Annotated in this window: 12 protein-coding genes; all 12 read left to right on the top strand. The window is 37.3% G+C overall.

The genetic code is table 11. The annotated features are described in order from the left end of the window. The first annotated feature begins 300 nt into the window (after positions 1-300). Positions 301-1,539: an FAD/NAD(P)-binding protein gene (locus AN486_RS24105; RefSeq protein WP_168635835.1), complete on the top strand. Its 1,239-nt coding sequence runs from the start codon at positions 301-303 to the stop codon at positions 1,537-1,539. A gap of 97 nt (positions 1,540-1,636) precedes the next feature. Further along, a complete protein-coding gene (gene thrS, locus AN486_RS24100) occupies positions 1,637-3,466 on the top strand; it encodes a threonine--tRNA ligase (RefSeq protein WP_290602814.1) in 1,830 nt (609 codons plus the stop codon). A gap of 72 nt (positions 3,467-3,538) precedes the next feature. After that, positions 3,539-4,567: a GTP-binding protein gene (locus AN486_RS24095; RefSeq protein ID WP_290602812.1), complete on the top strand. Its 1,029-nt coding sequence runs from the start codon at positions 3,539-3,541 to the stop codon at positions 4,565-4,567. Positions 4,568-4,665: 98 nt separating this feature from the next. Beyond that, a complete protein-coding gene (folE, locus tag AN486_RS24090; RefSeq protein WP_039202293.1) occupies positions 4,666-5,313 on the top strand; it encodes a GTP cyclohydrolase I FolE in 648 nt (215 codons plus the stop codon). A gap of 103 nt (positions 5,314-5,416) precedes the next feature. Further along, positions 5,417-5,752 carry a phosphoribosyl-AMP cyclohydrolase gene (gene hisI / locus AN486_RS24085; RefSeq protein ID WP_168465506.1) on the top strand — a complete coding sequence of 112 codons (336 nt, stop codon included), beginning with the start codon at positions 5,417-5,419 and terminating at the stop codon, positions 5,750-5,752. Between the two features lie 12 nt (positions 5,753-5,764). Further along, on the top strand, positions 5,765-6,538 hold the full coding sequence (locus AN486_RS24080; RefSeq protein ID WP_284081854.1) for a GTP-binding protein: 774 nt from the start codon (positions 5,765-5,767) through the stop codon (positions 6,536-6,538). Next, entirely contained in the window at positions 6,535-7,344 is an 810-nt protein-coding gene (locus AN486_RS24075) for a metallophosphoesterase family protein (protein WP_290602811.1), read from the top strand. The genes AN486_RS24080 and AN486_RS24075 overlap by 4 nt, the downstream gene beginning before the upstream one ends. 233 nt (positions 7,345-7,577) lie before the next feature. Further along, positions 7,578-8,324: a metallophosphatase gene (locus AN486_RS24070; RefSeq protein WP_190382541.1), complete on the top strand. Its 747-nt coding sequence runs from the start codon at positions 7,578-7,580 to the stop codon at positions 8,322-8,324. A gap of 905 nt (positions 8,325-9,229) precedes the next feature. Continuing rightward, a complete protein-coding gene (locus AN486_RS24065) occupies positions 9,230-10,021 on the top strand; it encodes an SDR family oxidoreductase (RefSeq protein WP_027403149.1) in 792 nt (263 codons plus the stop codon). 207 nt (positions 10,022-10,228) lie between these two features. Further along, on the top strand, positions 10,229-10,816 hold the full coding sequence (locus AN486_RS24060; protein ID WP_039202284.1) for a Uma2 family endonuclease: 588 nt from the start codon (positions 10,229-10,231) through the stop codon (positions 10,814-10,816). Positions 10,817-11,468: 652 nt separating this feature from the next. Beyond that, entirely contained in the window at positions 11,469-11,831 is a 363-nt protein-coding gene (locus AN486_RS24055; protein ID WP_168635829.1) for a type II toxin-antitoxin system RelE/ParE family toxin, read from the top strand. A 4-nt stretch (positions 11,832-11,835) separates the two neighbouring features. After that, positions 11,836-12,174, top strand: coding sequence for an XRE family transcriptional regulator (locus tag AN486_RS24050; protein WP_039202282.1), 339 nt, complete (start codon positions 11,836-11,838; stop codon positions 12,172-12,174). The last annotated feature ends 374 nt before the right edge of the window (positions 12,175-12,548 follow it).

The raw sequence follows: 12,548 nt of genomic DNA, 5'->3' as shown, positions 1-12,548 counted from the left end.
TGTGGGTATCACGAACACGCCGATATTGGTGCTGCCAAAACAATTAGAGATAGAGCTTTCAAAACTTGTATTGAGCGAAGTCGAAATATAGTACGTGGGGACTCCGCGAAACTTGCTGTTTAACAGCTAAACGCCCAAAAGATGAGCCAGTGCGGTATTGGGGTCTCTCCAAGTAAAGCAACTAGCAGTATCAGCACGCACTTTTGTGCAAACGTGTTGAGTTTGGGAACCTGTGCAAACAGGATATTAGGATTGCAAAATTTTAAGAATCTCAGTGGCTTCAGCCCTGAGAGTGTCAATATGACTACAGTTCCTGCAAAAATTGACTTAGCAATTATTGGTGCTGGTCCTCATGCTCTTACCTTAGTTGCCCATTTGCTGCAAAAACGGCAAACAATGAAGGGTAAAATTGTAGTGTTTGATCCCAGTGGTACATGGATAAGTAACTGGAAACAGCAATTTGCGGCTTTGGAAATTCCTCATTTGCGCTCTCCTGCTGTTCATCATCCCCACCCCAACCCCTTCGCTTTAAGGAAATTTTCTGAATCTCGGTCTGAGGAACTATTTCCCCCCTATGATTTACCTGGAACGCGCCTATTTGAAGATTTTTGTGAGGATGTGATTACATCCTATCAGTTGCAGGAGCAGGTTATCCCTTTGGCTGTAAGTAGTGTTAAACCGTCATTTGATCATTTTCGTCCTCAATTCCAGCTATGGTTAGAAGATGGACAAATGGTAACTGCCCGGCGAGTTGTGTTGGCAACTGGTAGTGGTAAGATACATATCCCTGATTGGGTAAGTCAGATTCCTTCACCCTATCCAGAACATAAACTTTGCCATTCTCAAACTGTAGATTTACGTAAATTACAGTTAAAGTCTCAAAGAGTCTTAATTGTTGGTGGTGGTTTGACAAGTGGACATTTGGCTGTAGGTGCGATCGCTCATGGTGCAAAAGTCAATTTGATGATCCGAAGACAGTTATCAGAAAAACTATTTGATGCTGAACCGGGTTGGTTAGGACCAAAATATCTCAAAGGATTTTTTGAAGGAGATTGGGAACAACGGTGGATGATGATCCAGCAAGCTAGAAACGGTGGTTCTATGACACCAGCAATCGCCACCCAATTACGCAAAGAACATCATCGTGGTAATATTAGAATTGATGAAAACTGTCAAATAGTTAAAGCTAAATGGTTAAGTCATAATTGGCAGGTAGAATGTAGCGATGGTCATATATTCGAGTGTGATTATATTTGGTTAGCCACAGGTACTAAATTCGATGTCACCACTGAACCATTATTGCAGGATATCTTAACCGCTTATCCCATCCAAATTGTTAAAGGTTTGCCAGTTTTAGACAGCTATCTGCGTTGGCCTGGTTGTGAATTATTTATCATGGGTGGTTTAGCAGCTTTACAAGTTGGTCCGACAGCCAGAAATTTATCCGGTGCAAGAATGGCTTGTGAAAAAATTGTCCCAGCGATCGTTAAGCCCAGTGTATCTTTTTCTCATAGTATCACTGAAGTCAAAGCCAGCTAACAGCACTTCAAAATATTTTCCCCAAAATCAACTCCAGAATTAGTAACATTCACACCTTTTTGCGCTAGACTGATAACGATTCTCATTTTTGTTTGATATGGTCAGTTCATTAACCCAGTCTCAAGACAGCTTGAACCTGCACGAAGACGACAAACTTACACGAATTCGGCACACCAGCGCCCATATCATGGCTATGGCGGTACAAAGACTATTTCCAGGGACTAAGGTAGCAATTGGACCCGTCACAGAAATTGGATTTTACTACGATTTTGATTGTCCAGTCAGCATCACCCCTGATGACTTAGAAAAAATTGAAATCGAAATGCAACGGATAATCAAAGTGAACCTACCTATTATCCGTGAAGAGGTAGAACGAGCCGAAATTCGTGCCGAAATTGCCGAATTAAATGAACCTTACAAACTAGAAATCTTAGAGCGTATACCCGAATCAGAAATTATCACCCGCTACTTCATTGGTACTCCCGAAACTGGTAATTCAGAAACTTCATTGTTTGTCACAGATATTCAACCAGCGAATGACTATTGGTGGGATTTGTGTGCAGGTCCTCACATTAACTTTACTGGTGAAATTGATCCTCATGCCTTTAAATTATTAAATGTTGCTGGTGCTTATTGGCAAGGTGATGAAACTAAACCTCAGCTACAAAGGATTTACGGGACAGCTTGGCAAACAAAAGCAGAATTAGAAAATTACCTCCAACTAAGAGAAGAAGCCCTCCGTCGAGATCATCGCAAGTTAGGTCAAGAACTTAATTTATTTAGTATTCAAGAAGAAGCCGGTGGTGGTTTAGTATTTTGGCATCCCAATGGCGCAATTATTCGCTACATAATTGAAGATTATTGGCGCGAAGCTCATCTAGAATCTGGTTATCAATTACTGTATACACCTCATATAGCCAATCTCAACCTATGGAAAACATCGGGTCATTTTGACTTTTATCAAGAAAGTATGTTTGACTCGATGGATGTGGAAAATCAGGCTTATCAAATTAAGCCCATGAATTGCCCTTTTCATGTTCTAACTTATAAACATCAACTTCATTCCTATCGAGAATTACCATTAAGATGGGCAGAATTAGGAACAGTTTATCGTTACGAACGATCTGGAGCATTACATGGTTTAATGCGAGTCAGAGGATTTACTCAAGATGATGCTCATATCTTTTGTTTACCTGACCAAATTGCTGATGAAATACTAGGAGTTTTAAATCTCACTGAGCAAATTTTATCAGATTTTGGTTTTAAACAATATGAGGTCAATCTTTCTACCCGTCCTGATAAATCAGTCGGAACTGATGATGTTTGGGAATTAGCCACAACAGCACTAGAACAAGCTTTAAATACTAAAGGCTGGAATTATGTTGTTGATGCAGGTGGTGGAGCTTTCTATGGACCAAAGATAGACATTAAAATAAAAGATGCTATTGGTCGTTTGTGGCAATGTTCAACTATTCAGGTAGATTTTAATTTGCCAGAAAGGTTTGATATGGAATATATTGCTGCTGATGGTAGTCGGCAAAGACCAATTATGATTCATCGGGCTATTTTTGGTTCTTTGGAACGCTTTTTTGGCATTTTAATTGAGAACTATGCAGGGGATTTCCCCTTGTGGTTAGCACCTGTACAATTGCGGTTGTTACCTGTAAGTGATGACTTTCGAGAATATGCAAAATCAGTAGCAGCAGATTTTAAAAAAGTTGGATTTAGGGTAGAAGTAGATAGCAGTGGTGAACGTTTAGGGAAACAAATTCGGACAGCACAATTGGAAAAAATTCCCGTTGTTGCCGTTGTTGGTAAGAAAGAAGTAGAAAGCAAAACTTTGAGTGTCAGAAGTAGACAAGCTGGAGATTTAGGAGTTTTGACTTTAAGTGAACTTGTAGATCATTTACAAGTGATAAAACATTAAGATCAAAGAAGTCAGTAATCTTTTAAGAACACTGATTTAAACAGTCAACAAATAAAACCACTAGATTTTGATATGAATACCATCACTCTCGACACAACAAACATCATTCCTGAAATTCCCAAACAAGGAATGCCCGTAACTATTATTACCGGATTTTTAGGAAGTGGAAAAACCACACTTTTAAATCAAATTCTTCAGAACAAACAAGATTTAAAAGTCGCTGTCCTCGTTAATGAGTTTGGCGATATCAACATTGATAGTCAATTACTAATTTCTGTAGACCAAGATATGGTAGAACTTAGTAATGGCTGTATATGTTGTACAATTAATGATGGTTTAGTTGATGCTGTTTATCGAGTTTTAGAACGAGAAGAACGGATTGATTATCTAGTTATTGAAACCACAGGTGTAGCTGATCCCTTACCGATTATCTTAACTTTTTTTGGCACAGAACTCAGAGATCTAACCAATATAGATTCAATTCTCACAGTAGTAGATACTGAAGCTTTTAACGAAGAACATTTTCAGAGTGAAGCAGCTTTAAAACAGATTACCTATGGAGATATTATTCTCCTCAATAAAACAGACCTTGTTACCGCAGAAAAACTACAAGAAGTAGAAAATTTCATCCATGATATTAAACATGGAGCGAGAATTTTACATACTCAATACGGTGAAGTTGCTTTACCTCTAATTTTAGATGTGGGTTTAACACCAAAAGATCAGTATATTGCCATTGATAATGAAGATCACCATAAACATGAACATGAACATCATCATGCACATGAACATCACCATCATCACTCCGATCATTTAGAAAATGATGGGTTTGTTTCCATTTCTTTCCAAACCGATAGACCATTTGATGTCCATAAATTTGAGAATTTCTTAACCGAAGAAATGCCAGAGAATGTATTTCGAGCTAAGGGTATTTTATGGTTTAGTGATAGTGATTTACGTCATATTTTTCAACTGAGTGGACCTCGTTACACATTGAACGCTGACGAATGGCCTAATCAACCTAAAAACCAGGTAGTTTTTGTTGGCAGAAAACTGGATAATAATGAGATTTACACAAAACTTAACAAATGTTTGTTATAATTTAAAAGTGTTGATAAATTCTCTTTTTTTAGTTAGTAGTTATTCATAGATATTTAACTATTAACTTCCGTCATAACTCATTCTATTAAATTCAAATAATGACTTTATCCATTCGTCCAGAACTAACTGCTGCTGATGTAATTTCATCTTTATCTCATCAGCAACAACCAACCGTAACAGAAGCAGAGATGATGCAAGCTGTACGCACTTTACTGATTGGATTAGGAGAAAATCCAGACCGTGAGGGATTAAAGGATACTCCTAAAAGAGTTGTTAAAGCCTTAAAATTTCTGACCAATGGATATGATCAATCTGTAGATGAATTGCTAAATGGAGCAGTATTTACAGAAGATGCAAATGAAATGGTGTTAGTCAGGGATATTGATATTTTTAGTTCCTGCGAACACCACATATTACCAATCATTGGTCGCGCTCATGTTGCTTATATTCCTAATGGTAAGGTGATAGGTTTATCAAAAATTGCCCGCATTTGTGAAATGTATGCTCGACGTTTACAAGTGCAAGAAAGGCTGACTTTACAAATTGCTAATGCACTGCAAGGTTTACTCAAGCCTCAAGGAGTTGCAGTGGTAATTGAAGCAACTCATATGTGTATGGTGATGAGAGGAGTCCAAAAACCAGGTTCTTGGACTGTTACCAGCGCCATGCGTGGGGTGTTTTCTGAAGACGCACGGACTCGTGAAGAATTTATGAATTTGATTCGCCACAGTGCTAATTTTAAATAGGCTTTGTGTGATGTAGGGATAAGAGATTTTTTATCTCTACATTATATTGATATTTGAACGCAGATAAACGCAGATAAACGCAGATAAAAAGGGATAAGTTATCATGATTGGAAATTTGAAATTTAATGAGCAGGGGTTAATTCCGGCTATAGCTCAAGATTATCTTGATGGTACTGTTCTAATGATGGCTTGGATGAATGCAGAATCAATTCAAAAAACCCTGGCTACAGGTGAAGTTTATTATTGGAGTCGTTCCCGTTCTCAGTTGTGGCATAAGGGGGCAACATCTACACATATTCAAAAGGTAAAAGAGCTTTTTTATGATTGTGATGGTGATACAATTCTCATCAAAATTGAGCAAGTTGGTGATATTGCCTGTCATACTGGAGCAAGAAGTTGTTTTTTTAATTCTGTGGGAATTTTATCTCATAAATTATAATTTATATTGATTATGACTTTACCAATTATTACCGTTGTCGCTGGATTATTTGGATCTGGAAAAACTACCTGGATCTGTCAACAAATTCGAGATATTAAATCTATTGAAAAAGTAATTTATTTTTCTCCAGGAACGGGGAATATTCCCATTGATCAAACTAAAATAGCCACTGAATTTCCTGATCTGAAAATATTTGGTGATGGTCAAGAAATTGAATTTCTATATCACATCCCCACAGCAGATAGTGTTTATGTTGAATTAGGTTCTTATCTAGAGTTAAATAGTATATCAAAAATATTAGATCATCTCACTTACCAGGCTATAGCAATTATTCCAGAGGAGTTAAAAAACTCTGAATATGATAGTTGGGCAAATGAAATTATCTATGGCGCACCAGTTCCAACTATAATTGTAGAAAATTTATGGCGGGTAGAAACTACGGGGCAAGTAATTGATGAAAATAGTTTAGATGAATTTTGGTATGAAATAACTCACGGTGCTTATGGTATTGTTACCCGTGCTAAGGCAATTTTCGATGTTAATGATGGACGTTCTCTTTACTGTGATTTTGTCTCTGGTGTTCCCCAAATAGATTTTTTAGAATTAGACTTACCACGACATTTACAAGGTAGACCTCAGCGGTTTAGTGGCATAGAAATAGTAGGCAAGAATTTAGATAAAACAGCTTTAAAAGCAACATTATCGGATTGCTGTTTATCGGAATCCTTAATTTTTCAATATCAACAACAAGTACAACAAATTTTATTAGAAGGTCAACAAGTATGAAAATAGCTGTTATGTCATGTATTCATGGTAATTATGAAGCCTTAAATGCTGTATTATTAGATATTAACCAACAAAAAGCCGAGAAGATATTTTGTGTTGGTGATTTGGTAGGATATGGACCCCATCCTAATGCGGTAATTAACCAAATTCGCTCTTTAGATATTCCTACCTGTGCTGGTTGTTGGGATGAAGATATTGTGGAAGGATTGAATGCTTGCGATTGTAGTTATCCTTCATTATTAGCAGAAAAAAGAGGTTTTCAAGCTCATGAATGGACAAATAAGGAAATTCATCCAGAAAACCGCGAATTTTTAGCCAGTTTACCCTATAGTCTCCAGTGGCAAAATTTAGCTTTTGTTCATGGTAGTCCCCATAGTAATCATGAATATTTGTTACCTGAACTTGATGCTTTTGTGGCCTTAGAACGGGTACTTTCCACAGGTGCAGATGTGCTGTTTTGTGGACATACTCATGTTCCCTATAGTCGTAATCTTGATGCTGGTGAGTTACAAGTTCAAGTTGCTAATCAAGCAGCATCACGGAAAATTAGCTTTTCATCTGCGCTGAAGAAGATTGTTAATGTTGGTTCTGTTGGAGAACCTCGACATGGACGACCAAATGCAACTTATGTAATTTATGAAACTGATACTCAAGGGGTGACTTTGCGGGAAGTGACCTATGATTATCAAAAAACCTGTGCAGCAATTATAGAGAAGGGATTACCAAAAATCTTTGCTTGGCGTTTAGCGCATGGTTTGGAGTATGCTGAACGCGCAGATGATCCAACTCATGTTTGTACTAGATAAAATAACTAGGATTTAGGCAATGTAAAACCTGCCATCATATGAATAAACGAAATTGCGTCGTTTTCAGTTTTGGGAATAACTGATTGAGTAGGTGCGTCAGATAGAGAAAATCTGTTTTTTGTGAAATTATCGGGTCTGACGCACCCTACAACAGATAAAATCCACATTTCATATTTGGTGAACTTCCTCAATGCGTAAGTCCTAATAACTAATCTAAAATCTAAAATCTAAAATTGATTATGTGGGCAATTTTAAGTGGAATTGAAGGAAATTTAGCAGCTTATGAGGCTGTGATAGCTGATATTAAGCTGAAAAATCGTTATGTAGAGGCATTGTATATCATCGGTGATTTAGTTGGACCAAGGCGAGAATGTGAACAGCTAGTGGAAAGGGTGAAATCACCTCGTCGGGGTGAATTAGAACCAATGATTTGCAAGGGATGGTGGGAAGAACAGTGTTTGATTTTACATGGTTTGGGTCCGACTGGAGACGCACCGGAATTGCTGGCAAAATATGGGGGTGATACGGTGCAGATGTTGTGGGATTGTGTTTCCCGTCAGACTGTACAATGGTTGCGATCGCTCGATTTTGGTTTTTTTGAATTAGATTGTTTATTAATACATGGTTCGACAATGGGGGTAAATGATGAATTGACCCCCGATACTCCTCCTATTCAAATGTTAGATAGATTATCAAGAATGCAAGCAAATAATCTATTTTGCGGTCGTTCTGGGTTAACTTTTCAGTATCAGTTACAAGCAGGATCTATTACCAGTGAAATCATTACTCTTGATCATCAATTTTCCCCACAAACAGTCACAGTTACCCCTCGTCAAGTGATTGGGGTCGGAAATGTGGGACGGATACCAGGACAAGCAACCTATACTCTCTACAATCCTGGTACAAATCAGGTACAGTTTAAAACTGTATTTTATGGACAGAGTAAGGGTTTTCAAATACACCCGCAGAGTAAAACCTGATAAGCTGTTACCAAGGTAATTTTAAGTAGGTGAGCGGGGGAGAATCAAAATATATTTCGTTTTGTGAAATGGCTAAAACTCAACCACAATAACGCATTGAGGTGAATTTACATATCGTTACACATTTTGGTTATTTTACATCCACTTACTTAACTGCTGTTTTGGGGGATTCGTTAGCAAATTTGTCTATATTATCAGCAGTTAAGTAGGTTGGCGTTGAAAATTGTCGTTATGGCAAGGCAAAAGGCAAGAGGCAAGAGGCAAGAGTGAAGAGGGTTTGGGCGATTTTACGTTTCTTTACACAGTTTGGTTTTATTGTGTTCACCTACTTACACAAAATAATAATATTTGACCACAGATAAATTAGTGTTGTTTCACCAAAAATTATAATTAATCCCCTAGAAATGCAACAGATTAATTGTCTTGAATAACTTAAAAAAATGTATTCATGGTCACAAAATTCCCAGAATTGTGAGGGGATCATGATATAAATTCCTGACTATTCATAAAAACTTATATCAATCACGACTGCCATATATATATCTTACGAAAATGACTGATCAGGAATCCTGATTAAAAAATATTGCAATAACTTGATTTAGTTGCTAGTGTGTGTGGGTACGACAGCACTGGTGAATGCTCGGATTATTTAAAAGAGGTGAAATCAATGAGCTTTATCCATCCTGCCAAAAGTCTTTTATGTTGATTATTCCCATGCTGACAACCAGGAATTTCTACTTTCGAGAAGCAATAAAGGGGTATTGCAAATGAGCATAAAAAGTAGCTTCCATCTTGTCACTGCATGGAGATTTGATTTTTGTGTACTGTTCATTAATTGTCTTACCTATTGATTGCCAAGAACGCAACAGGAAGACGAAGAATGAAGAATTTAGAGGTGAAACCCGATGAAGATTCAAGGAAAAGTTGCACTCATTACCGGGGCTTCTCGTGGCATTGGTAAAGCGATCGCCCTAGAATTAGCCAAACAAGGCATGAAAAGGTTAATATTGGTAGCACGCGATCGCCAAAAGTTAGCCGAAGTAGCCGCCGAAATTGAAGCTTTAGGCGTAGAAACTACAATCATGGCTTTGGACTTAACCCACTCCATCAACGTTAACATAGCCGTAGCCCAACTTTGGCGCAGTTATGGACCAATTCATCTCCTCGTAAATTGTGCCGGAGTCGCACATCAAAACTCGTTTCTGCAATCAAAACTTCCCCAACTGCAAGAAGAACTCTCCGTCAATTTGTTGGGAATGTACACCCTCACCAGCTTGATAGCCAAACGCATGGTTAGTCAAAAAAAGGGAATCATTGTCAATGTCTCCAGTTTAATGGGGAAAGTTGCCGCACCGACAATGGCCACATATTCCGCCACTAAATTTGCCATTGTCGGATTTACCCAAGCCTTACGTCAAGAACTCGCCCAACACAATATTCGCGTTATCGCCCTACTCCCTTCCCTCACCGAAACAGACATGGTGCGTGACTTGCAATCATTTCGGGGAGTAATTCCCATGACACCCGAACAAGTCGCTCAAGCGCTCGTCATCGGCATAGAAAACGATACCGCAGAAATCCTAGTCGGCTGGCAATCTCACTTAGCCGTATTATGCCAACGTCTCGCCCCTTGGTTACTAGAAATCATCCTGCAACTAGCAACACCCAAAAAACCATTACCTGACGCTGCGGGATAACATTCAACCCATTTGAGTTTTGTTTCGCACCATCTCTTTTAGAGATCCTGAAAGGTAGAGGCTAATCAGCAAAGACACAAAGAGTTTTTTGTGTCTTTGCGTAAAGTAAAGTTAAAAAATGGTAGGTTGGGTTAAGCAAAAGCGCAACCCAACTAAAAATTTGATAATGTTGATTTTTAGGCTTAACTAAACTTTATTACCCCATAAATGACTATTGCACAAGAAATACGCTACTACTCACCTGAAGAATACCTAGAATTTGAGGTAAATTCAGAATTACGTCACGAATATATTGATGGATTAATTATCCCCATGACAGGCGGAACACCAAATCATAATAAAATAGCTGGTAATTTATATGTTGCCATACATTTTGCCCTCAAGCGTCAGCCTTACGAAGTCTATTATACTGACCAACGGCTTTGGATTCCTAAACGACGGATTCATACTTATCCTGATGTAATGATTGTTCAAACTCCCCTAGTATTTGAAGAAGGAAGAAATGACACTATTACTAACCCGGTTATGATTGCTGAAGTGTTATCAAAATCTACCAAAGGTTATGATAGAGATGAAAAGTTTGCAGCTTATCGGACTATTGCTAGTTTTCAAGAATATATTTTAATTGACCAATACACAATTCACGTTGAACAATATGTAAAAACTGATAATAGAAAATGGATGTTTTTAGAATATGAAGATATTAATGATACTTTAAATTTAACTTCTGTTTCTTGTCAAATTTCTCTGGCTGATATTTATGAAAAAATAGACTTTACCAGTACAGAATCTTAACTATTTGTCTGAATCAGGATGTCCAGGATTTTGATTTGATTTGTGGTGTACTAATATTTTAATTTGTCTGAATCAGGATATCCAGGATTTAAGGATTTACAGGATGTTGTTTGAAAGTATCATGTTTTGATTTTTGGGCGTTGCTGATTAAGGGTATGAATTTTAGTCTCACGCAAAGGCGCAAAGACGCAAAGGTAAGATTTTTAAAGGTTCAATTTGGAAATTTCATACCTCGATTCAGCAACGCCGATTTTTGATTGTCCATCTTTATCTGTGTTCATCTGCGTTTATCTGCGTACCCTTCGGGAAGCAAGCTACAATTATTCTTGATATTACTGTTAGATTACTAATTTTTTTAAACGTTCGCGGAGCGTGGCGTTAGCCATACCACAGAGACACAGAGGACACAGAGAAAAAATATCAGTTATCTTTGTGTGGGAAGGGAGTAATTTTCTCGTTCATCTAATTAATTATCTCAGAATTGGGAAAGATTTCATCAGAAAATAAAATCCTGTAAATCCTCAAATCCTGGATATCCTGATTCTGACTTAATAATTTTGGCGTTGCTGATTTGAGGTATGAAGTTCTACATACAACGAAAGCGATTGATCTGATACTTGAATAAATATGGATTCTAAGCCATAATAAATTCATGACATGGGAAATTTTATTTCATGACGAATTTCTACCTGAATTTTCTGAACTAACAACAGAAGTACAGGAAGAACTTCTTGCACACACAAAATTACTAGAATCCGCCGGTCCACTCCTACGTAGACCTCATGCTGATACACTTAAAGGTTCTCGACATAAAAATATGAAAGAACTGCGTTTTTATGCGGACGATGGTGTGTGGCGAATAGCTTTTGCTTTTGATCCAAAAAAGAAAGCAATATTACTTGTAGCTGGTAATAAAGCTGGAACAAGTGAAAAAAGATTTTACAAACAATTAATTACAAAAGCAGATAAAAGATTTGACTCCCATCTTCAGGAATTAAAAGACAAAGGAGAATAAAAATATGGCGACAAAATTAAGTGATATCATGGCACAATTACCACCGGAACAGCGGGCAAAAATTGAAGCCCGCGCCCAAGAACTGATTTTGGAAAATATGACTCTTCAAGATATGAGAAAAGCCAGAAAATTAACTCAAGAATCTATGGCAGAATTATTAGGAATCCGTCAAGATAGTGTTTCTAGATTAGAAAAACGGGCGGATCTTTTACTTTCTACATTACGTAGTTATGTAAAAGCTATGGGAGGAGATTTAAAACTTGTGGCAGAATTTCCTGATAGACCTTCTGTGATTATTTCCGCATTAGGAGAATTAGAAGATGAAGATTCCATACCGGAATAATCGTCTTGTCAAGTCTTAAAATATAAAATTGCTCAAAAAAGTAGAGAGATTCAGATCCCCGACTTCTTTGATTAATCTGGCTCTTGCGGTACTTTTATGGTGGAAACTCAAATAACTAAAATTTAGTACCTAAAATTTATATTCATTAAGTCTCAGACTTCAGTACCAGCAAGAGATTACAAGATTTTAAATATGTTCAGATAGCAATGATGATATAATGATAATTATAAAATACAAAAGTTTTGGTGATAGCTATGAAATTTTCTGTAGATCAAATTCTCAATCTCCCAGATATGAAAGTGTTAGATTTTCAAGAAATCGAAGGGGCAGGAATAATTATAACAATAGAAAAAGCTGTTAATAATTCTACTTGT

Source organism: Anabaena sp. AL93, from assembly GCF_001672085.1.
GTDB lineage: Bacteria > Cyanobacteriota > Cyanobacteriia > Cyanobacteriales > Nostocaceae > Dolichospermum > Dolichospermum heterosporum.
This window is presented reverse-complemented; position numbering and strand designations above follow the sequence as displayed.

Excerpts from the sequence above, each read along its gene's own strand:
- AN486_RS24105 (WP_168635835.1), top strand. The coding sequence starts at position 301 with ATGACTACAGTTCCTGCAAAAATTGACTTAGCAATTATTGGTGCTGGT.
- thrS (WP_290602814.1), top strand. The coding sequence starts at position 1,637 with ATGGTCAGTTCATTAACCCAGTCTCAAGACAGCTTGAACCTGCACGAA.
- AN486_RS24095 (WP_290602812.1), top strand. The coding sequence starts at position 3,539 with ATGAATACCATCACTCTCGACACAACAAACATCATTCCTGAAATTCCC.
- folE (WP_039202293.1), top strand. The coding sequence starts at position 4,666 with ATGACTTTATCCATTCGTCCAGAACTAACTGCTGCTGATGTAATTTCA.
- hisI (WP_168465506.1), top strand. The coding sequence starts at position 5,417 with ATGATTGGAAATTTGAAATTTAATGAGCAGGGGTTAATTCCGGCTATA.
- AN486_RS24080 (WP_284081854.1), top strand. The coding sequence starts at position 5,765 with ATGACTTTACCAATTATTACCGTTGTCGCTGGATTATTTGGATCTGGA.
- AN486_RS24075 (WP_290602811.1), top strand. The coding sequence starts at position 6,535 with ATGAAAATAGCTGTTATGTCATGTATTCATGGTAATTATGAAGCCTTA.
- AN486_RS24065 (WP_027403149.1), top strand. The coding sequence starts at position 9,230 with ATGAAGATTCAAGGAAAAGTTGCACTCATTACCGGGGCTTCTCGTGGC.
- AN486_RS24060 (WP_039202284.1), top strand. The coding sequence starts at position 10,229 with ATGACTATTGCACAAGAAATACGCTACTACTCACCTGAAGAATACCTA.
- AN486_RS24055 (WP_168635829.1), top strand. The coding sequence starts at position 11,469 with ATGACATGGGAAATTTTATTTCATGACGAATTTCTACCTGAATTTTCT.
- AN486_RS24050 (WP_039202282.1), top strand. The coding sequence starts at position 11,836 with ATGGCGACAAAATTAAGTGATATCATGGCACAATTACCACCGGAACAG.